11 protein-coding genes, 1 other RNA gene and 1 CRISPR repeat array are annotated in these 22,407 nt (G+C 44.8%); of the genes, 4 read left to right on the plus strand and 8 right to left on the minus strand.

Going from position 1 to position 22,407, the window contains the following annotated elements; translation table 11 throughout:
- Window positions 1-94: 94 nt before the first annotated feature.
- Window positions 95-282, minus strand: a non-coding RNA gene (ssrS, locus tag QUB24_RS28325) — 6S RNA.
- Window positions 283-332: 50 nt separating this feature from the next.
- Entirely contained in the window at window positions 333-1,595 is a 1,263-nt protein-coding gene (locus QUB24_RS28330) for a 5-(carboxyamino)imidazole ribonucleotide synthase (protein ID WP_333156935.1), read from the minus strand.
- A gap of 338 nt (window positions 1,596-1,933) precedes the next feature.
- Here QUB24_RS28330 and purD point away from each other — a divergent pair, with 338 nt between their 5' ends.
- The gene (purD, locus tag QUB24_RS28335) at window positions 1,934-3,214 is read left to right on the plus strand and encodes a phosphoribosylamine--glycine ligase (protein ID WP_333156936.1); all 1,281 of its coding nucleotides are present in this window, start codon (window positions 1,934-1,936) and stop codon (window positions 3,212-3,214) included.
- A 170-nt stretch (window positions 3,215-3,384) separates the two neighbouring features.
- Complete coding sequence (locus QUB24_RS28340; RefSeq protein ID WP_333156938.1) at window positions 3,385-5,550, plus strand: ATP-binding protein; 2,166 nt, start codon at window positions 3,385-3,387, stop codon at window positions 5,548-5,550.
- A 117-nt stretch (window positions 5,551-5,667) separates the two neighbouring features.
- Here the strand turns inward: QUB24_RS28340 and QUB24_RS28345 are convergent, their stop codons facing one another.
- Complete coding sequence (locus tag QUB24_RS28345; RefSeq protein WP_333156940.1) at window positions 5,668-7,026, minus strand: O-antigen ligase family protein; 1,359 nt, start codon at window positions 7,024-7,026, stop codon at window positions 5,668-5,670.
- Window positions 7,027-7,059: 33 nt separating this feature from the next.
- Between QUB24_RS28345 and QUB24_RS28350 the strand changes: the two genes are divergently transcribed.
- Both QUB24_RS28350 and QUB24_RS28355 read left to right on the plus strand, forming a co-directional pair.
- Entirely contained in the window at window positions 7,060-8,490 is a 1,431-nt protein-coding gene (locus tag QUB24_RS28350; protein ID WP_333156941.1) for an SLBB domain-containing protein, read from the plus strand.
- A gap of 21 nt (window positions 8,491-8,511) precedes the next feature.
- Window positions 8,512-10,743: a polysaccharide biosynthesis tyrosine autokinase gene (locus QUB24_RS28355; protein ID WP_333156943.1), complete on the plus strand. Its 2,232-nt coding sequence runs from the start codon at window positions 8,512-8,514 to the stop codon at window positions 10,741-10,743.
- A gap of 456 nt (window positions 10,744-11,199) precedes the next feature.
- Here the strand turns inward: QUB24_RS28355 and QUB24_RS28360 are convergent, their stop codons facing one another.
- The 5 genes from QUB24_RS28360 to QUB24_RS28375 all read right to left on the minus strand — a co-directional run bounded on the left by QUB24_RS28360 (window position 11,200) and on the right by QUB24_RS28375 (window position 21,911).
- Window positions 11,200-12,099: a S1 RNA-binding domain-containing protein gene (locus QUB24_RS28360; RefSeq protein ID WP_333156944.1), complete on the minus strand. Its 900-nt coding sequence runs from the start codon at window positions 12,097-12,099 to the stop codon at window positions 11,200-11,202.
- A gap of 99 nt (window positions 12,100-12,198) precedes the next feature.
- Entirely contained in the window at window positions 12,199-12,945 is a 747-nt protein-coding gene (locus QUB24_RS28365; protein WP_333156945.1) for a dienelactone hydrolase family protein, read from the minus strand.
- A gap of 541 nt (window positions 12,946-13,486) precedes the next feature.
- Window positions 13,487-13,645: a hypothetical protein gene (locus tag QUB24_RS33705; protein WP_445300443.1), complete on the minus strand. Its 159-nt coding sequence runs from the start codon at window positions 13,643-13,645 to the stop codon at window positions 13,487-13,489.
- A 426-nt stretch (window positions 13,646-14,071) separates the two neighbouring features.
- The gene (locus QUB24_RS28370; protein WP_333156946.1) at window positions 14,072-14,377 is read right to left on the minus strand and encodes a hypothetical protein; all 306 of its coding nucleotides are present in this window, start codon (window positions 14,375-14,377) and stop codon (window positions 14,072-14,074) included.
- A gap of 212 nt (window positions 14,378-14,589) precedes the next feature.
- Window positions 14,590-20,628: direct repeats of the CRISPR family, unit length 37 nt; unit sequence GCCGGAAAAAACCTAAAACCCTATCAGGGATTGAAAC.
- Between the two features lie 80 nt (window positions 20,629-20,708).
- On the minus strand, window positions 20,709-21,911 hold the full coding sequence (locus QUB24_RS28375; RefSeq protein WP_333156947.1) for a glycosyltransferase family 4 protein: 1,203 nt from the start codon (window positions 21,909-21,911) through the stop codon (window positions 20,709-20,711).
- Window positions 21,912-22,407: the final 496 nt, after the last annotated feature.

Consider the following 22,407-nt stretch of genomic DNA (forward strand, 5'->3'; position numbering starts at 1 on the left):
TCACAAAACAATCCCCTTGGGGTGGGGTGGGCGTCCCGCCCGCCCAGAATATGCAATTTAAATGCGTGACAGCTTATCTCAATCAAATTTTTAATGGCTCCCCGCAACGCCGTCTTACCTCAGCTTTTGACCTGGTATTTTACCAGGTGGGTACCGTTGGCTCGGACTTAAAGTTTCTGGGTACAAGCCCAGTTTACTGCTGTCCAAACATCTTGATTCCCGAGAGTTAAGAGTTATAGATCAAAAAAACATTATTGGCAGTCACCAACGTCGCAGTAGAACCTTTATTTAATATATACCAACTAACCTGATTTTGGCAAGCTTCGAGCAATTTAACTTGCATACCAGATAGATTCAACGGTTTGAGCGATCGCCAGTGCTTGCGATCGCCCCTGAGCCACCAACTCCGCGTCGAGCACAACTGTAACGTGACCGAGTTTGCGGCCGGGACGCGATTCTTTCTTACCATACCAATGGACAAAAGCACCGCTAATTTGTGCCAGTTGTTTTCTTTTTGCTAAATAATCGGACTGGGCCGACTCGTAGCCTAGCAAATTTACCATGACAGCGCCTGCACATTTCAGAGCAGAATTACCTAAAGGCAGTTGACAAACTGCGCGCAAATGCTGTTCAAATTGTGAAGTTTCACAGGCATCGATGGTAAAATGTCCCGAGTTGTGGGTGCGGGGTGCAATTTCATTGACTAACAGCTTATTATCGGCGGTTAAAAATAATTCAATGCCGAAGACGCCGACAGCTTGCAAACTGTTGAGGAGAGTGCGGGCGATCGCACAAGCTTCATTTTTCACCTCTAAACTAATATCAGCGGGCGCAATCACCAGATGACAAACCTGATTTTGCTGCTGAGTTTCCACTATCGGATAAATCGCAATTTCGCCAGTTGCCGATCGAGCTGCAATCACTGCCAACTCGCGATCGAACGGCACAAACTCTTCCACTAGCAAAGGCTGACCTTGGAGTTTAGCACGAATTGACTCAAAACTCCCTCGATCCTTCACAATAAAAGTACCTTGGCCGTCATAACCGTGGCGACGAACTTTGACGACAAAGGGAAAGTCGATCGATCCAGCATCCGAGTCTCCTGCAATCTGCACGCTGTCGGAAACAGAAATTGCCCGAAAGTCGATCGCCACCGCCTTAAACAATTCCGGGGGCAAATCCGCGCTGCAATCCCATTCCCAAAACATCGGAGTTGGCAAACCCAAACCTTGTAAATAACAGCGCTGAACGTACTTATCCAACAAAGGAGAAAGCGACGACAAACTCGGCTGAAATAACACACCTTGCTCTTCTAGCGGTCGCAAACCATCCAAATCCACAAACTCATTTTCAAAAGTAATAACATCGCAGCCAGCAGCCAATTGAGCCGTAGCCAAAACATCATCAACAGCAGCCAAAACAGCATCAGCAGCAACAGAAACTGCCGGGTCACTAGCATGGGGAGTTTGCACTACCAATTCAATACCCAGCGAACTAGCAGCCTCCCCCATCATCGAAGCTAGCTGGCCGCCGCCGACAACGCCCACCCGCTTAAATTTGGCAAACGAACTCGCAGCGGTTGGATTTGATTTCATGTGAGTAAAATTCCGCAAAGTTAACCAGCCTATCTTATCGCTATTTGGCCCTGGCTCAATTACAGTAATTGAAGAGTTAAAAGCCAGAAAATAGTTTTAATTGCATGATTAAATCGAGGCAGAACCCCGAAAAATTGGGCTGCTAAAGTCTTTAATTATTGCACCCTCTCAGCCATTGAGAAACAGCGGTCGAAGCCCACCCCTCCAGAAAAGTGCCACATCTAGCAATTCCCTAGCGCCAAGCATGGCATAATTGACAGCACTGCAAAAAGCAGATAGACAGATGCCAACACTGAAAATCAGACATTCAGGGAACAAAATTTATAGGTGAGGATACTGTGAAAGTTTTAGTTGTGGGAAACGGAGGTCGCGAACACGCGATCGCAAAAAAACTGCTAGAATCTACGCGGATTAAACAAGTATTCTGCGTACCGGGCAACGGCGGCACAGCTACCACCCCAGGCTGTCAAAATCTGTCGCTCAACATCGACGACTTCCAAGGCATCGAACGCTTTGTGATGGTCAACAACATCGGATTAGTCATCGTCGGCCCCGAATTGCCCCTATCGCTAGGCATCGCCGACTATTTCCAACAGCGAAAAATGATGATTTTCGGCCCCACCAAAGCCGGCGCCCAAATTGAATCCAGCAAATCCTGGGCCAAAGAATTGATGCTGGAAGCAGGCATCCCCACACCCAAAGCTGCCGTATTTACAGACGCAGAAGCAGCCAAAGCATACGTTCTGGAACAAGGAACCCCCATAGTCATCAAAGCAGACGGACTCGCATCAGGCAAAGGAGTCACCGTTGCCACCACCGTCAAAATGGCTCACAGCGCCATCAACACCATTTTCCGAGGCGAATTCGGCACCGACAACATCCGAGTCGTCGTCGAAGAATTCTTAACAGGTCAAGAAGTCTCGATTCTCGCCCTCACCGACGGCATCACAGTGGAACCGTTGCTGCCCGCCCAAGACCACAAAGCTATCGGCGAAGGCGACAAGGGAGCCAACACCGGCGGTATGGGAGCCTACGCCCCAGCGCCCATCGTCACCCCGGAACTCATGGAAAGGATTCAAGAAGAAATTCTCGAACCCACCCTGGCTGCACTGCAAAAACGCAAAATCGACTACCGGGGTGTACTCTACGCAGGTTTAATGATTACCCCCGACGGAGAACCAAAAGTCTTAGAATTCAACTGCCGTTTCGGAGATCCCGAAACTCAAGCGGTTTTGTCGCTGCTGGAAACGCCTTTAGAAGATTTGGTGCTCGCCTGCTGTCAGCAGCGTCTCGGTGAATCTTCTATTCGCTGGAAGTCGGGGGCCTCTGTGTGCGTAGTTTTGGCTTCTGGGGGCTATCCTGGAAGTTATCAAAAAGGCAAAGTTATTACAGGTATCGAGGAAGCTGAAGCCAAAGGAGCAGAAGTGTTTCACGCCGGCACCCAGTTGAAGCACCAGCAGTTGGTGAGCGACGGCGGCCGGGTTTTGGGCGTCACTGCGACGGGAGAAACTTTGGAACAAGCTATCTCCAAAGCTTATGCAGCAGTTGATTGTATCCAATTTGAAGGGGTCTACTGCCGTCGGGACATCGGCCGCCGAGCTCTGGGCGATAAAAATTAGGAATGGCGACATCGGCCGCCATCCGAAAGCCAAGCAATCTCAATGTAGAAATGTAACAATGAAGTTTGGTGTATCTGCGGTGGCGGTAGCGGACAAGTCGCAGCAGAAAATTCGATCTGAAGCCAACTGAATTTATCTTGCTTTTAATATTGAACGGGTGAACTGGTGAAATGCTGGCCATACTAAACAAAATCGGAGAAATTATTGCCCGCTGGTGGTCGGATTTTACCCTCCAGACCCGCCTGATGGCAGCTGCTACCCTCGTAGTGTCGTTAATTATGAGTGGCCTGACCTTCTGGGCCGTGAATACTATCCAGCAAGACGCCCGACTTAACGATACTCGTTACGGCCGAGACCTCGGCCTGCTGTTGGCGGCAAATGTGGCGCCGCTGATTGCCAAAAACGATCGCTCCGAAGTCGCCCGCTTTTCCCGCCAATTTTATAGCAGCACCTCCAGCGTCCGCTATATGCTTTATGCAGACGAAGCGGGGGATATTTTCCTGGGGATACCCTTTTCGGAATCCGAGGTGGAGACTTCCCTGACACTGCGCCGCCAGATCAAACTTCCCGATAATTTTCTCGCCGATATTGAGGCGAGAAATTTAACTTCTTTGCCTTTGGTGCGGCAGCATTTGACGCCAGATGGAGAAGTTACCGATGTATTTGTGCCGTTAATTCATGAAGACAAATATTTGGGAGTTTTGGCGATCGGCATTAACCCAAATCCCGCAGCAGTTATCTCTTCAAATCTGACTAGGGATGTCACTTTAGCAGTATTTGTCACTATTTGGGTGATGGTAATTTTGGGAGCTGTATTTAATGCCCTGACAATTACTCAGCCGATCAAACAATTAGTCTTCGGGGTCAAAAATATCGCCAGCGGGAATTTTAAGCAGCGAGTTGACCTGCCTTTAGGAGGAGAATTGGGCGAGTTGATCGGCAGTTTTAATGAAATGGCCCAGAAACTCGAAAGTTATGAAGAACAAAATATTGAAGAGCTGACAGCGGAAAAAGCTAAGTTAGAAACTTTGGTATCAACGATTGCTGATGGCGCGCTTTTATTAGACGCAAATTTGCAGGTAATTTTAGTTAATCCGACAGGAATGCGGATTTTTGGCTGGGAAGGCAAAAATGCGCTCGGAGTAAATGTTCTGAACATTTTGCCTTCGGAAGTGCAGCAGGAGTTGGCGAGACCTTTGCAGGAAATAGCTGCGGGCGATCGCGACGGCGGCGAATTTCGCATCTCCATGAGCGAACCAGTTAACCGTACAATTCGGATTGTTTTAACTACAGTCATTCTGCACAAAGCGCCCGGTGCCGAACCGCTGTGCAAAAGCTGCATCCGCCATGAGGAAGATACCTGTACCGAGCCACAACGCCCGGTAGCTGTAGAGTGTACTTTCTACGAGCAAACCTCCAAGCATCAAGGTTCTGGCAATTACCGAGAAAGTCTCAAAGGCATTGCAATGACAGTGCAGGACATTACTCGCGAAGTAGAACTCAATGAGGCTAAAAGCAATTTTATAAGCAATGTTTCTCACGAATTGAGAACACCTTTATTTAATATCAAATCTTTTATCGAGACTCTCCACGAGTACGGAGAAGACCTTCTAGAAAGTGAGCGCCGGGAATTCCTAGAAATTGCCAATCGAGAAACCGATCGACTAACTCGTTTAGTTAACGACGTGTTAGACTTGTCGCGACTGGAATCCTGCCGAGTTTATCACTTGGAAGCTGTTGACCTCCCGCAAGCTGTGGAACAAACCCTGCGGACTTATCAGTTAAATGCTAAGGATAAAGGCATTGAATTAGAGCAAGAAGTTGACCCGTATTTGCCCCCTGCTTTAGGTCATTACGATTTGTTACTGCAAGTATTTGCAAATTTAGTAGGAAATGCCTTAAAATTTACTCAGTCCGGCGGCAAGGTGGCAATTCGAGCGTATTTGCTAGAGTCGGAGACGCCCACCCACAAAGACGGTCAATCCGGGAACCAAAACTTGTCACCGGATGCCAAACATTTTCCGGTAGTGCGGATCGAAATTTCCGATACTGGAATTGGCATAGATCCTGAAGACCAACAAGCAATCTTCGATCGCTTTTTCCGGGTAGAAAACCGAGTACACACTTTAGAAGGAACGGGATTAGGTCTTTCTATTGTCAGAAACATTATTGACAAGCACCACACTAAAATTAATTTAGTTAGCGAAGTTAATGTAGGTACGACTTTCTGGTTCGACTTGGCAGTTTATCAGCCGAAACAAACAGTAGAGATCGAAAATTCTTGGCCAGTGGAAGCAACGGTGGAGAGTGAAACAATTGCGAGTCATATTCAGTGATCCCACTTAATTAAACGTAAAATGCGATCGGTGTTAAAGCCCCGACTTCTTTAAGAAGTCGGGGATATGCCTATTCTGTTTAAAGATTCTCCTAATAGGCCTGACCAAACGCTGACATCATCCCTGTGGATTATCCTTAGCTGTCCTATCTAAGCTCAATTTTACCGATAAAACTACATACCAACACCAATAAGTACCAACCCCCAATAGTCCCCCCTCTGTCAAATTGGTCATTAGCATAAATGTTAATAAATACAAAGGCAAACCTGACTCTGGAAAACTTTCTTTAACTAGGTACTTTATACCTCTAAATATATTATTAAAAAATGACCCAATAAACAACAATAATCCGGCCCAACCCAGTTCGCAAAGTATATCAAGAAAACCATTGTGAGAGTGGGGTGGCACAAAACCACTTTTAGCTACTACAATTCCGTAAGCGGGATTTTCAGAGCCACGCCAAAACTGCCAAAATCCTTGCAGTCCATAGCCAAATATGGGATTATTTTGATTAATTCGATCAATAATTAAAGGCCAAAAATCGGTTCTACCGGTTAAAGTCATATCTTTTTTCAAACCATCCACAATAATAGCCTCTAAATTATTTAACACCAAAATACTTATACCTATACTACCGACCAAAAATAAGATAAAGCAGAGAAAAGCCCATTTCACGGGTAATTTTTTTAAGAGGGCTAAATAACTCCACAAACTGATTAATACCACTGTCAAAATGCGACTAGCACCGCTACAACCTTTTTGCAATCCTATTAAAGCTATTAAAGTGATAAATAATGATAAATATCGATACTTACGCTCCTTAAAAGCATATAAAATCCATAAAGAAGCTGTATTAGCCATTTGAAAAGAAAAAGGGTTTTTATGGCCAAAAGCTCCTGTCCAACAACCGTCCAGTGCGGGATTTGTTTTCACAACTCCCCATAAAGCTAATAAAGCCGTTAGCCATCTCAATAATCCATAAATTTCCAACCAACTATACACTTTCCCTACATAAATAGAAACCAGTGTTATTCCCCACATAGCCAAAATAGCCCTAAAAGTAACTTCAGGAGTTTCTGACCACAAGCCAGATAAAGTCATGAGCAACAAAAACAAACCTAAAAAAAGGTCTCCTGCTATCCATTTAATGACTATAGAGACTGTTTTTTGGGTAGTTTTAGTTAATCGGGGAAATAATATTAATATCATGGCCCCATAAATGGCAATTTGACCAATAATCGTTGGGGGTGTACTTTCTAAATTGTATAAAACTTTAGGATGGATCTTGGTAAAGGGCATTGCCGTGAGCCCCGAACCACCAGTGATGGTAAAAAAAAGTATCCCCACAAAAATCTTTTCTAATGTGAGACCCAATTTGGGATGGCGTGCGACTAAAATATAAATAGTCACAAACACGATAAGCGTTAAACACAATAGCATCAACGCAAACATCGGCACCCTTAAAATATCTTTCATGGCTTTACCTCTATCATAAATTTGTTACTACCTATGAAATGGCTTACTCTCCGTGCTTTACAACTGCCACTGCTGGCGCTGGTACTCACTCTCTCCTACCCTCAAACCAACCTCGCTCAGTCGCCAGCCCCCGCAACAAGTATTAATACTGATTACTATCTAGGTGGTGGAGACAATATTAGAATTGATATCTACGATCTGCCTCAGCTTAGTGGGGAGTATCAAATTCCCGCTGGGGGAGCTATTCAAATCCCCATTATTGGTAGTGTTTCCCTTCAAGGATTAACTTTAGAACAGGCAGCCCAAGTTATCACTAGAGCTTATGGTAAGGTCGTAAAAAGACCTTTAGTTACAATCAGCTTACAAGCTGCCCGCCCGCTTAATATTTGGTTATCGGGTGAAATAAGTCGTCCGGGCTCTTACTTATTATCCCTAGCTAATGGAGGTGGAACTAGACCATCGATTCAGTTTCCCACGCTTCCTCAAGCTTTAGAAAAAGCTGGGGGTATTCGAGCTAGCGCTGATATTCGACGAGTAATTGTGCGGCGTCGGCTCACGGCTAACAAAGAAATAACTATCACTTATAATCTGTGGGATTATTTACAAACTGGTCAGAGCAGCCAAGATATCACGTTGCGAGATGGAGATCAAATCTTGGTTCCCCCTCAAGAAACTATTAATTTAGCAGAAACAAATCAACTTAGTGAATCTAATTTTTCTATACCAGCAGAGCAACCCCGTACTGTCTCAGTATTCGGAGAGGTGAAGCGTCCGGGTAGATATGTAGCCATTGGTGGTGATACCCGAAATGGTGAAAGAACCAGCGGACAACCGACCATCATTCGAGCTCTACAACTAGCTGGTGGAATCACATCAATCGCTGATATTCGGCAAATCCAACTCCAACGTTATACTAGAAGTGGCCAACAACAAATTAGAACTATTAACCTCTGGCAATATTTGCAAGAACAAGATACCTCTCAAGATACTATACTACAAGAAGGGGATATCATCTTTGTCCCGACAGCGACGGCGATCGACCCCGGAGAAGTTTCTGTTCTAGCTACTGCTAGCTTTGCTCCGGCGACTGTGCAAGTGAGCGTTATCGGAGAAGTCAATACTCCGGGTGGACTCAAATTACCTCCTAATACTACCTTAAATCAAGCCATTATGAGTGCGGGGGGTTTCAGACAAAATCGCGCTAACTCTAGATATGTGCAACTGATCAGGCTGAATCCTAATGGCACTATATCCCGATCGGAAGTACCCATTAATTTGAATCAAGGAATCGACGCTCAAAGCAATCCACTGATTCAAGATAATGACATAATTATAGTGGCACGATCGAGGAATGCTATCTTGGTAGACAACATTAACACTGTTCTCTCACCAGTTAATAATATTATTGGTGGAATTCTCGTTCCCACCCGACTCATAGAGCTACTCAGACTATTCGGAAATTAGGAATTAAATAACATTTTTGCTATGGATAAAAAACAGTTGTCTTCCCTCAAGAATGACCTTAATGGTCAATATTTGTCTGCTCCCTCCGCTAATTACCTAGCTAGTACCCCAGCAGAGGATGACCAAGTTCTTGATATGAATTGGGTACTAGCTGTCGTCAAACGTCGCCTTCTGGTGATGGGCATAGTAGCTGCCAGCATAGCTACTTTAAGCGGTAGTTTCGTCCTCAAGGCTTCCCAAAAATCTATTACCGAGTATGAAGGAAAATTTACAGTTTTAGCAGAACCCATTACGACTGACGATCGCCTATCAAAGCTCTTGGTTCAAGCTCAAAATAACAGTTTAGGCATCACAGAGTTAAACAAAATTAAATCCTCAGCGGAAGAAGGTTCCTCGGTGGATTATCAAAGTTTATCGCGGGTTTTAAAAAGCCCAGAAGTGTTACTACCATTAGTTAATAAGTTGCAGAAAAGATATCCCAACTTTGACTATAAAAATCTCAACAACCGCTTGACGATCCAACGTGTTACTTTCTTGCGAGATGGGAAGCAGGGGGGTACTAAGCTCGTAGATATTAGCTACCGCGATCGAGATCCCAAGCGCATCCAATATGTGCTGGATGAAACTGCAAAATATTACCTAGAATATATGGACCAAGAGCGTTTAAAAGTTAGCAAACAAAGTAGTGATTTTATTGACCGACAAATGCCACCACTCCAGCAGAGAGTCGATAAATTGCAACAAGAATTACAAATGTTAAGGCTTCAGTATAACTTTAATCAACCCGAACTACGCAGCCGCAGCCTATCAGATCAGCTCGATAATTTAACTAATCGTCGCCTAGAAGTGCAAGGACAACTGGCAGAAAGTAGGCTTCAATATGAAAGCTACAAAAAAAGAGCGTTAACGGGCGATAATCGTTGGATTGTTGATATTAGCCCCAAATCCTATGAAAATTTAATTAGCAAAGTAAATGAAATAGAGTCGCAATTAGCTTTAAGCTCTACTCAATTTTATGAAAATAGCCTTCCCATTCAATCTTTGCGGGAAAAGCAGCAAAGTTTGCGTGATTTAATCAAAAAAGAAGCTGATACTGTCCTCTTGCAGATGCAATCACAACTAAAACAGTTGGAAGCTCGCGAGCGATTGATAACTAATAGCCAAAATTTACTGCAAGCAAAAATCACTCAAATGCCCCAAGCTCAACGTCGCTACGATGACCTACAATTAAAACTAGAACTAGCTAAAGATACTCTCAAACTATTCCTCGAAAAACAAAAAGCTTTACAACTAGATGCTGGTCAAATTGATGGCTCTTGGCAAATTATATCTAAACCACAGTTAATCACAAACGAAAATGGTGATCTTTACCCAGTAACAGAAAAACCAACCCGTCGCCACCTAGCGATCGCGATCGTTATTAGCACTTTACTAGGCATTGCTATAGGTTTCCTAGTAGAAGTTTTAAATACTGTTTTCCATACTCCAGAAGAAATTAAATCAGCAACTAAACGCCCTCTTTTGGGAGTCATTCCGATCGCCAAAGCGATGAAAATTAAATCTCGTAGAGGTGAAAGGGTTCCCCCTCAATTCACTAGCGTAAGTTCAAATACTAACAGTGCAAGCTTAAAACGAATAATAGTTTCAAATTACAAAGATTTTCCTGTGGTAGAGGCATTTCACTACTTATACACAAATATTCAATTATTAAATGCTGAAAACCCAATAAGTTCTTTAACCATCACTTCGACTATTAAAGGTGAGGGTAAGTCCACTGTAGCACTTTATTTAGCTAAAACTGCTTCTGCTGTTGGTAAACGAGTATTATTAGTGGATGCTAATATGCGTGTGCCTCAACTGCACACATACCTTGGCTTATCAAACATGAAAGGTTTAAGTAATGTTTTAAGTTCGGATTTAAGCTTAAATGAGGCTATTCAGCGATTACCCGACGATGACAATCTTTTTGTCCTCACAGCAGGTACTATTCCCTCTGATCCAATTAAATTACTTTCTTCGAGAAAGATGCACTATTTAATGGAACAATTCCTAGCCTTATTTGATTTAGTAATTTACGATACGCCACCTTTAATTGGTTTAGCAGACGGTCATTTACTAGCCTCTCAAACTGATGGTACAGTGCTGATAGTGAAAATAGAAAAAACCGATCGCGGTCTGGTCAACAAAGCTTTAGATCAACTAAATGTAGCCGATTTTAAAGTATTGGGAGTAGTAGCTAATGGGGTTAAATAAGGAATGCTAAAAGGGAGTTATAGCCTTTCGATCTCTCATATGAGGTACTCATGGGCATAGGCCTCCGTGGCCTCCGTGGCCTCCGTGGGCATACCTGACTTTTTTGAGAACCGCTATAGATAGTCAAAGGAAGAAGTAAGACAATTTTGGATTTTTGATTTTTAGTTGGCGATAAGTATTAACTTACTGGATAGGGGTTTGGAGTTAGCCTATATAGCAATCCTTGGAGGAGTCGTAAATTTTTTACCCCACCCCAACCCTCAGAGCGGGTTCGGGGAGGGAGTAAGAAATTTACAAATGATGGGAGGATTACTAGAGTGGGATTTTTTTGGGAAACTGGTATAAGAAGTCGATGTAAAATCCCAACTAAGTAAATCAACTTAATTAAACGTAAAACGATCGCACTCTTACAACCCCGACTTATTAAAGAAGTCGGGGTTGTAATTAGATCAAGACTTAAGAAAGAGTCTTTCTAGCACGTTCCGAGCGCTCTTCTGCCGTATCCATAACATCCGCCATCTTATCCACCATTTCCCCTGGGTAATTTTCCAGTACCCGAGTAGAAAGTGAAATCCGGCCACGACTTTCATCGAGGTCAACCACGATCGCTTTCAGGGGCTGACCGGGAGCAAACACCTTTCCAAGGTTATCAATATATTTTTGGCTAACTTGCTTGATGTGCAGCAAACCGCTAACTCCTTCCAAGTCCACAAACACGCCAAAAGGCTTGATGCTGCTGACTTTTCCTTCGACCAACTGACCAATTTGCAAATCCTTGAAGGCATTCGATTGAGTGGCCATCCGCTGGGAAAGTACGAGTTTTTCCCGTTCGCGATCGACCTCCAAGAAATTAACGCTCAAAGATTGACCGATCAGCGATTCTAGGTTATCGCGATCGACTAAGTGCGATCGGGGAATAAAACCGCGCATTCCCTGAACATCTACTGTCACGCCGCCCTTATTCGCCCCAGAAACCCGCACCTGAAGAACTTTACCGGTTTCCTGCAATTCAATTAAATCTTCCCAAGCTTGCTGAATTTGTAACTGCCGCAGAGACAAGGTAACTTGGCCATCTGCATCTTGTTCGCGGATAATCAAAAAGTCCCGTTCCTCGTCCAGCGGAACCACTTCCGACAAATCCGTTACTGTTCTCAAAGCAGCCTCTTCGATCGGCAAAAAAGCCGAAGACTTGCCGCCGATATCAACATACGCGCCGTTTGAGTCGTACTCGAACACTTTGCCGCGCACTACTTGTCCCTTCTGGAACTCATAATTGTGCTGTTCGAGGGCTTTAGCAAAATCATCCATTGAAAAGGATGCTTTTGCGCTTTGAGAACCTGTAGATTTGGAATTCATGTCAGTTTAGTTGTCAGTTGTCAGTAATTTAGTTGGCAGTCGTCAGTAGAAAAAATTTTCCCACTCTCCCCATCTCCCTATCTCCCCATCTCCCACTCTCTAGGCTGGTTGAAGTTGCTGATGAAATAGCTGCTTCACCTGCACCCACGAGTCGGCTGCTGCCGTAGCGTCGTAACTGCCGCGGTGGTCGCAGAAGAAGCCGTGATCGGCATTGTAGCGGAAAATTTGGTGAGAAATACTGTGTTTTTGCAATTCTGCGGCGATTTGGTCAACTTGTTCTAAGGGAATGCTGGGGTCTTGAGTGCCAAAAAAGGCGTAGAGAGTGCCTTTAATGTCTGCTGTGCGGGCGATCGTGGGGGTGCCGCCGCCGGGGGTTAGGGTGGCGATACCGGCACCGTAGAACGACGCTGTAGCCTTGATTTCGGGCAATGTAGCGGCGAGGTAGGCGACGTGTCCTCCAAAGCAGAAACCGATGCAGCCAAAACCTTCTGGTTTGACAGAGGGTAGAGTTTTGAGGTAATCGATGGTGGCTTGGATATCGCCCAGAAGTTCGGAAGCGGTGGTTTTTTCTTTGTATTCTCTGCCGATTTGGATGGCTTCGGGTGTGTAGCCGGTTTCAAAGCCGGGGGCTTGACGCTGGTAAATGGCTGGGGCGATCGCGACATATCCTTCTTTTGCTATTCTTTCAGTAACTTCGCGGATGTGCGAGTTGACGCCAAAGATTTCTTGAATCACGATTACTGCGGGAAATTGCCCTGGGGAGGCTGGCTGGGCTAGGTATGCAGCTATTTGCAAATCCCCGTTAGGAACTGTGATGTTTTTGGTGCTAATTTCGGCTTTTGTCATAGGGATTTTTAAGGTAAATGCCACTCTACTGATTTTAAGTTAATTTGGGGATTTTGTATGCAATTTGCCAATAACATTTTTCGGAACCGCGAAGCGCAAATACCGCAAATATAGCAGGTAAAAATTCGCTTATTGTTGAAGGTTTAGGTTTCGCTGAATAAGTTGGGGCAAATCACTCCTAGCAATTAATTGGGGATTCAATTTCTGTAAAATATAAGTTTTGGTCGGTGATTTTCTAAAGCAAAGATTTTGATAATTCTACGATTTGGCAGCTTTTATCTGGCTTTTTAGTGAGATTTTAGAGATAAGTGTCTAATACCAATTTAATGTGAAGTTGCACATATCTCGATCCCCCTAAATCTCCCTGGTTGTTGGGGAGTAGGGGTTGACTTTGAGAATAATCTTGTCCCCCCCTCCCGCGGGGGGCGCCAGGGTGATCGGATTCTATGCAACCTCATAAAAAATTGGTATAAGTCGTTAGCTGTTGAATATGAGCTAATTTTTTTTGATATATCGGAGTTGTTTTTTAATCGCTTTGCTTTCAGGTTGGCGGAATCGTTTGAGGAGATTGATTCCGGCAAGGACTCAAGTCTAAGTTACGATCGCTGTAATTAAGAAGACGAACTGTACCACTGGTAGATTGATTCCGGCAAGGACTCAAGTCTAAGTTACGATCGCCACGGCGAACAAAGTCATCCAACCAGTTGAGGAGATTGATTCCGAATTATTGCCAAAGAGTGCATCAATTTTGCCGCGAACAAAGTCATGCAACCAGTTGAGGAGATTGATTCCGGCTAGGACTCAAGTCTAAGTTACGATCGCCATGCCGAACAAAGTCATCCAACCAGTTGAGGAGATTGATTCCGGCGTCGCACCGATCCAATATCTCTTTCAGGCATCTCGAACAAAGTCATCCAACCAGTTGAGGAGATTGATTCGTTATCACCCGCGTCGATGCAACTAAGCTTAAGCGAACAAAGTCATCCAACCAGTTGAGGAGATTGATTCCGGCTAGGACTCAAGTCTAAGTTACGATCGCCACGCCGAACAAATTCCACAATCAAAAACTATGATCAAGTTGGAGGAGAGACTCAAGTCTAAGTTACGATCGCCACGCCGAACAAATCTAAATCCTGAACCCGATCCTCATATTCGGCCGAATATTGAGACTCAAGTCTAAGTTACGATCGCCTTTCAGTCCTAGGCAGAGAAGAAATTTCACACTACGCCGAATATTGAGACTCAAGTCTAAGTTACGATCGCCACGCCGAACAAAGTCATCCAACCCAAGGAAGACAGTATTTGGTTTTTTCCGCTGTGCGCTTGCTGTCAGGGTAAGATTGAACGCATTGGTGGGGTAGTGCCAGTCGATCGCACAATATTTTTTGCCTAGTTTCTGTGAACCGGTAGGTGTTAAAATTGGAGTATCCAATTTTTCGGCTCAAACTCATGTGCAGCAAGAGTTTGATGCCCCTCCTCTGAAAAAACGATTCACGGAAAGTCTGAAAGCTTTACAGGATAAGGTTTTGGAGTGAATATGAAATTTTTGGTATTGACAAGCCGAAGGCTGGAATGGTACTTTTGTTTTAGATTCACGGAACTGCACCTTGAAAACCAAATACACCCTGGCTTCTGGAACGGGCTGCCGGAAAAAACCTAAAACCCTATCAGGGATTGAAACCGGACACATAGGCTGAAACGGCGAGTTCATCTGCCACATCGGGCCGGAAAAAACCTAAAACCCTATCAGGGATTGAAACCAAAGTTTAGAGTATAGATTTTAGGGTTGATGCCAGACTTGCCGGAAAAAACCTAAAACCCTATCAGGGATTGAAACTAATCTTTTCAAGCTGCGATCGCATCTGTGCCCAGCCGGAAAAAACCTAAAACCCTATCAGGGATTGAAACCAAACTCCCGGACAGACTGGACAAGTTGCTCAAACGCCGGAAAAAACCTAAAACCCTATCAGGGATTGAAACTCTTGGCTTCCTTCCCGGCTGCGTTCACTATCTCTGGGCCGGAAAAAACCTAAAACCCTATCAGGGATTGAAACAACAAGAAATTCTTAGATGCACCGCTGCCAGAACTGCAGAGCCGGAAAAAACCTAAAACCCTATCAGGGATTGAAACCTGGCTCTGGCTCCTGGGCCTCGGCTGCCTTTGCTGCTGGTTTTGCCGGAAAAAACCTAAAACCCTATCAGGGATTGAAACATCTGCAGGGGGCACCGGCACTGGCCTAGGTACATAAAGGCCGGAAAAAACCTAAAACCCTATCAGGGATTGAAACCCAGCGGTTTCTCTGGCTTAGTAATAATCTGATTCTCTAAGCCGGAAAAAACCTAAAACCCTATCAGGGATTGAAACTTCGGTGCCTTCGGTGGTGCCTGCGGTTGCTTCTGCGGCCGGAAAAAACCTAAAACCCTATCAGGGATTGAAACGGAAAGGCTTATTTGGATGCCGAGCAAATGGCAAGCGCCGGAAAAAACCTAAAACCCTATCAGGGATTGAAACCCTACGATGGAACAGTACGACGTATCAAATTTACTGGGGGCCGGAAAAAACCTAAAACCCTATCAGGGATTGAAACTACCTTCAGGAGTTTAAGAAAAAATGCCAGTATGGGCCGCCGAAGGCCGGAAAAAACCTAAAACCCTATCAGGGATTGAAACTTGATTTAATTTTGGTGATGCGTGTAAAATCTTTGGCCGGAAAAAACCTAAAACCCTATCAGGGATTGAAACAATGGCAAAACTCACTTAAAAGTTCATTTGGACAACTGCAAGGGCCGGAAAAAACCTAAAACCCTATCAGGGATTGAAACTTTGGCTGCTACTTGTGCGATCGCAACTTGAGGAAGTGTGCCGGAAAAAACCTAAAACCCTATCAGGGATTGAAACTAACGCTTTCAGCCGTTGCTATCACTGATTGCAAAGCCGGAAAAAACCTAAAACCCTATCAGGGATTGAAACTTGTATTGTGATGTGATGGGAATTCCTAATAATTATGCCGGAAAAAACCTAAAACCCTATCAGGGATTGAAACTCCAATCTGCAAAATGGCAGAGGAAATCAAGCTTGGGCCGGAAAAAACCTAAAACCCTATCAGGGATTGAAACCTAGGCGTTCTGCCGGCCGACTTTCGCTGGAACGCCGGAAAAAACCTAAAACCCTATCAGGGATTGAAACCATTTACTAAATCGGCAACTTCCCCACCTACTAATATTACGCCGGAAAAAACCTAAAACCCTATCAGGGATTGAAACAAGCCTGAAGAATTCATTGATTGCTCCGAGTGGCTTTAGCCGGAAAAAACCTAAAACCCTATCAGGGATTGAAACGATGAGTTATTTAGATATATTAACTACTCACTTAGGCCGGAAAAAACCTAAAACCCTATCAGGGATTGAAACTTCTTTCCATCCAGCGGTAACTGTAGTAAGGGCCGGTGCGCGCCGGAAAAAACCTAAAACCCTATCAGGGATTGAAACGCTCTTGACGCGGGAGCTTTAAAGGGGGTATAATTGCCGGAAAAAACCTAAAACCCTATCAGGGATTGAAACGTTTTAACGTAGTTAGTAGCAGCACCTGCTGACAAAGCCGGAAAAAACCTAAAACCCTATCAGGGATTGAAACATCTCCATAAGAGCTTGACGAAGTTCGTTAAGCGGGCGAGCCGGAAAAAACCTAAAACCCTATCAGGGATTGAAACCGAATTATTGGTGCGAGCGAAAGATGCCACATTCGAGCCGGAAAAAACCTAAAACCCTATCAGGGATTGAAACAAACGGGCGGCGCTATCCGGTTTTGCCGACAAAGATGCTGCGCCGGAAAAAACCTAAAACCCTATCAGGGATTGAAACGAGTGATTTTTGGGTGTGGAGTGGTAACATGGTGTGCCGGAAAAAACCTAAAACCCTATCAGGGATTGAAACAGCTTCAGGAAAGCTGACAGAAACGCGCCCCCCGACGGGAGCGGTAACGCCGGAAAAAACCTAAAACCCTATCAGGGATTGAAACTTCAACATTACCGCCCCCGGCTTTGGGCAAAGATGCCGGAAAAAACCTAAAACCCTATCAGGGATTGAAACCCTTTGAAGCAGTCGGCTTGATATCGCGATCGCAAGGCCGGAAAAAACCTAAAACCCTATCAGGGATTGAAACCAGTCTTAATCAGTTCCTCCCGATCGCCCGTTGTGCCGGAAAAAACCTAAAACCCTATCAGGGATTGAAACCCTAGACATGGCATGGCTCCAAGCAAACGGCTGGACGCGCCGGAAAAAACCTAAAACCCTATCAGGGATTGAAACCTTGCAGCAACAGGCAAGCGATGTGCATTACATCCCGCCGGAAAAAACCTAAAACCCTATCAGGGATTGAAACAGGACACATCTCTAACAGCAAGCTAATTAAGCAAGCCGGAAAAAACCTAAAACCCTATCAGGGATTGAAACTCAACTCTTGCTATTGAATCGCAGCAAAGATGAGCAGCCGGAAAAAACCTAAAACCCTATCAGGGATTGAAACCTTCAAAAGACCACCTTTGCAAAGGCGAGTGAGGCCGGAAAAAACCTAAAACCCTATCAGGGATTGAAACCAGCACAATCTGCAATAGGAGGAGCAAAAACATTTACGCCGGAAAAAACCTAAAACCCTATCAGGGATTGAAACTTGGGGATACCGCCACATCGATCGAGAAAGAGCGCCGGAAAAAACCTAAAACCCTATCAGGGATTGAAACAAGTCATTGACCAACGGCTGGCGACTGCCGTTAAGCCGGAAAAAACCTAAAACCCTATCAGGGATTGAAACGAAGAAAATGTAACAGTGTTGCCAACAGGTGGCGCTTTTTCAAGCCGGAAAAAACCTAAAACCCTATCAGGGATTGAAACTAGCAAACGCGCTCAATGGATATATTCAGGGTGAGCCGGAAAAAACCTAAAACCCTATCAGGGATTGAAACGGAATACAGTTGCTTCTTCAAGTCCGATCGTGGGCCGGAAAAAACCTAAAACCCTATCAGGGATTGAAACTTTGAGCTTGACTGGTTGGAGCGACCCTCCAACGAGCCGGAAAAAACCTAAAACCCTATCAGGGATTGAAACTTGGTGCTGTGGCGATCGGCGCGTCCGTTGTATCTGAGCCGGAAAAAACCTAAAACCCTATCAGGGATTGAAACGACCACATCCCCGGTGTTTCCAGCACGCGGGGATACTTCTATTATAGCCGGAAAAAACCTAAAACCCTATCAGGGATTGAAACTTGGAACAGCTTCGGAGCGGAAAAACTCCTGAAGAGCCGGAAAAAACCTAAAACCCTATCAGGGATTGAAACCCCTTACTCAATCTCAATTAACCAATTGAAGTGCCCTGCCGGAAAAAACCTAAAACCCTATCAGGGATTGAAACTAATAAAAAGGGCTAGCAACAAAGCGACGTTCCATCCCGCCGGAAAAAACCTAAAACCCTATCAGGGATTGAAACCAGTCTCTGTCAAAATTTCTGCCAACAAACCCGAAAACGCCGGAAAAAACCTAAAACCCTATCAGGGATTGAAACACCTGGTTGAATTCCACAGCCTACCCCGCCAGCGACGCCGGAAAAAACCTAAAACCCTATCAGGGATTGAAACTAAATAATACTTGTGTAAACTAGGCTTAACTCCAGCCGGAAAAAACCTAAAACCCTATCAGGGATTGAAACTCCAGCGTACCTTTGCATTTGTCGCGGTGCATCCACAAGCCGGAAAAAACCTAAAACCCTATCAGGGATTGAAACATCTTTGTAGTAGCGGACAGCACAGGGGAGATGAGCCGGAAAAAACCTAAAACCCTATCAGGGATTGAAACAGAGAATGGAGGATTGATGAAGACGGTTTTGCTCCAGCCGGAAAAAACCTAAAACCCTATCAGGGATTGAAACATCGCAAATGGCGATCGCGGGCTGGGCTTATAAAGCCGGAAAAAACCTAAAACCCTATCAGGGATTGAAACGCTGGGATGGGTTCGATCGCCCGCACATTCTCAAGCCGGAAAAAACCTAAAACCCTATCAGGGATTGAAACCTTGATTCCTTATCCTCGTGCGGGTACGATGCAGAGCCGGAAAAAACCTAAAACCCTATCAGGGATTGAAACGAGGGTACATTTCTTGCTGACTCTTCTAATGCCAGGCCGGAAAAAACCTAAAACCCTATCAGGGATTGAAACTTTCCGTCAGAAGTCTTAAAGTTTGCTGTTCTGGGTTCTGAGCCGGAAAAAACCTAAAACCCTATCAGGGATTGAAACTTTGAATGTTGACAGCAACCTCTGAATTCAAGCTTACAGCCGGAAAAAACCTAAAACCCTATCAGGGATTGAAACCTCCCCCGAACTCAAGCCGCCGGGCGATCGCAATAATGCCGGAAAAAACCTAAAACCCTATCAGGGATTGAAACGCAAAAGTCGGCGCCGTAAACTTTACGCAAACTTTCCGAGAGGCCGGAAAAAACCTAAAACCCTATCAGGGATTGAAACCTCGCTAAATGATTCGTCAAAGTCTTTGCATTTTGCCGGAAAAAACCTAAAACCCTATCAGGGATTGAAACTATTTATTGCTGCAACAAATCAATCGGTAAATTGCCGGAAAAAACCTAAAACCCTATCAGGGATTGAAACGCAGAAAGCCCCCGGAAAAACCGAGGGCACCAACGCCGGAAAAAACCTAAAACCCTATCAGGGATTGAAACAGTTGTCGCAAGTCCAGGCGCAGCAGTTGCTGATCGCCGGAAAAAACCTAAAACCCTATCAGGGATTGAAACTTGAATATTCCCCCACTCAGTAAATCGGAGAGCACCAGCCGGAAAAAACCTAAAACCCTATCAGGGATTGAAACTAACATTAGTTTAAGGAAAGCTGCCGTTGTCCCATTCGCCGGAAAAAACCTAAAACCCTATCAGGGATTGAAACCCACAAACCTTACAATTCCCACACAGCAAAACAATCGCCGGAAAAAACCTAAAACCCTATCAGGGATTGAAACTGCAGAGCGATCGGGTGTGAGCGAACAGATGATTTCGCCGGAAAAAACCTAAAACCCTATCAGGGATTGAAACTTGGGTCGGTAGCTACCAAAGACAGCAGCAGTTGAGCCGGAAAAAACCTAAAACCCTATCAGGGATTGAAACCGTGGGGTGCGCGCGTGGCGTCGATGCGGCTTTCCGGGCTGCGCCGGAAAAAACCTAAAACCCTATCAGGGATTGAAACAAAGGCACATACTTAACATAGCTATTTCCTACTGCCGGAAAAAACCTAAAACCCTATCAGGGATTGAAACCGCTTTCTGGGCTGCCTACGACGCTTGGGTTGGCGAGCGCCGGAAAAAACCTAAAACCCTATCAGGGATTGAAACATCAGCCTTATATCATAGATTCTGCTTGTTCTCTTGAACTTTCGCCGGAAAAAACCTAAAACCCTATCAGGGATTGAAACACAAAACGGTTCACTAGCAAAGCTTTCGACGACGGCCGGAAAAAACCTAAAACCCTATCAGGGATTGAAACCCTCTTGGATTCGAGACATATCCATAGGAGGGAAAGCCGGAAAAAACCTAAAACCCTATCAGGGATTGAAACAATAGAAATCATTACCGTCTTTGCTAGCCACTTGCGCTAGCCGGAAAAAACCTAAAACCCTATCAGGGATTGAAACCTTCCTGCGAATAATCGGATTCAATTCCAAAGTAGGCCGGAAAAAACCTATTTCCCCATCTAGGGCTTGAAACGCCCAAACTACAAAATTATTGGCTCAAAAATAGACCTCTCCTCTCTCTTTCTATCTCCTCCCATAACCTCAAGCAATCGATCGACTACGCGCCTCCAAGTAAAATTTTCAGCCACAAAAGCCGGGCCCGCAACCCTCGCTTTCGCAGCCAATCCAGGCTGTTCGATCGCCCCTTGCATCAAATCAGTCAAATGTTCCCACTCAGGAGCTAAGATAAATAACGTTTCCCCGTCACTCGCCACAGCCCTAAATTTACTTTCAATCCGCAGTGCAAAGTCCGATCGCGTAAAATCATCCGTAGGGCCGCCCGCAGTGCAAATAACCGGCAAACCGCAAGCTGCAGCTTCTAACACCGGCAGATTAAAACCTTCTGCCAAATAGGGAGAAACATAAACATCTGCAGCTTGGTAAAACTCAGCTATTTGAGCAAAAGATAGCTGGCTACCAGTATAAATTAATCTTGGTAAAACCCTCGCTCTTTCGGCATCGTTGAGCACAACTCGGCAGGCTTGGGCAATCTCGTCTCTCGACGGATAAAGCAGTTCCGAACCTTTTAAAACTAATCTCGCATCGGGATATTTGTCAACTACCGCAGCGAAGGCTTTTAATAAAGGGCGAATACCTTTGCGATCCGTTTGTCCGCCGATGTTTAAAAATATAAAATAGTTTGACCAGCCCAAGCTTTCGCGCAGTGCTTGACGCCGATCGGCCGCAGCAGGATAATAAATATTAGGATCGACTCCCAAAGGTGCAACGGCAATGCGATCGGCCTCAACTCCGCTGCGAATTAAGCCGGCTTTTGACCAAGCTGAAGGTGTAATAATTTTGGTTTCTGAATTAACCGGGGTTTGGGCGATCGACTTAACACCCATCGCCTGTAATACTGAACTCGTAATAATCCCCCATTCTGTGGCTGCAAACACCCAAGTTTGAGCGCTGCTGGAGGCCGAGAAGTCCCACGGGCAGTACATTCGCAGGGTAACATCGGCTGACTGATTTACGGCAGGGCTCTTAATGCTGCGAAGTAATGTTTCGTTTGGGCGATCGAACAAACTAATTTTCGTCTCCCAAGCGGCGTCAATGTAGGGCATATCGCGGTGGAAAAGCTCAATTTGTCCTCGCGGGCGAGCGAGCATTTCCAGCAGTTGAAATTGATTGGCTACGCAATAGGAATGATAAATAAAACGCCAGCCTTCAACAATAATCTGCAATTCAAAACTCCCGCTTTTGGAATTATATCATTTCCGGTAACACCGGAATGATGTTGACTGTTGACTGTTGACAGTGAACAGTGAACTCGAATTTACTATTCCGATGCTAACGGATTTGATATTAAAAACTCACCTAATAATCAGAAATTGGGAATTAGTAATTAGCCAGCAAAAATTACCAATTACCAATTACCAATTACCAATTACCAGAAAGAATAGGTTTACAGCCAGAACCCCGATCAGGAGAAATTAAAAGAAGACTGTTCATTAAGCTGTTGGGCATCTAAATTGTATTTTTTGGGCGGGCTTTCTGGCCCACCCCACAAGACTTTTCTTAAATTTGACTCTACAATTTAAATGCACTTCAGCTTACTCCAATCCTCTTCTTTCCAGGTAGATGTCGGTATCCCAGGTCAACTGTCAACTGTCAACTGTCAACTGTCAACTGTCAACTGTCAACTGTCAACTGTCAACTGTCAACTGTCAACTGTCAACT

Origin of the sequence: Microcoleus sp. B9-D4 (assembly GCF_036705105.1) — a bacterium.
Lineage (GTDB): Bacteria > Cyanobacteriota > Cyanobacteriia > Cyanobacteriales > Microcoleaceae > Microcoleus.

Bases quoted from the DNA above. Each gene is read 5' to 3' on its own strand.
- QUB24_RS28360 (WP_333156944.1), bottom strand. From the start codon at position 12,099: ATGAATTCCAAATCTACAGGTTCTCAAAGCGCAAAAGCATCCTTTTCA.
- QUB24_RS28330 (WP_333156935.1), bottom strand. From the start codon at position 1,595: ATGAAATCAAATCCAACCGCTGCGAGTTCGTTTGCCAAATTTAAGCGG.
- QUB24_RS28355 (WP_333156943.1), top strand. From the start codon at position 8,512: ATGGATAAAAAACAGTTGTCTTCCCTCAAGAATGACCTTAATGGTCAA.
- QUB24_RS28365 (WP_333156945.1), bottom strand. From the start codon at position 12,945: ATGACAAAAGCCGAAATTAGCACCAAAAACATCACAGTTCCTAACGGG.
- QUB24_RS28345 (WP_333156940.1), bottom strand. From the start codon at position 7,026: ATGAAAGATATTTTAAGGGTGCCGATGTTTGCGTTGATGCTATTGTGT.
- QUB24_RS28340 (WP_333156938.1), top strand. From the start codon at position 3,385: ATGCTGGCCATACTAAACAAAATCGGAGAAATTATTGCCCGCTGGTGG.
- QUB24_RS28350 (WP_333156941.1), top strand. From the start codon at position 7,060: ATGAAATGGCTTACTCTCCGTGCTTTACAACTGCCACTGCTGGCGCTG.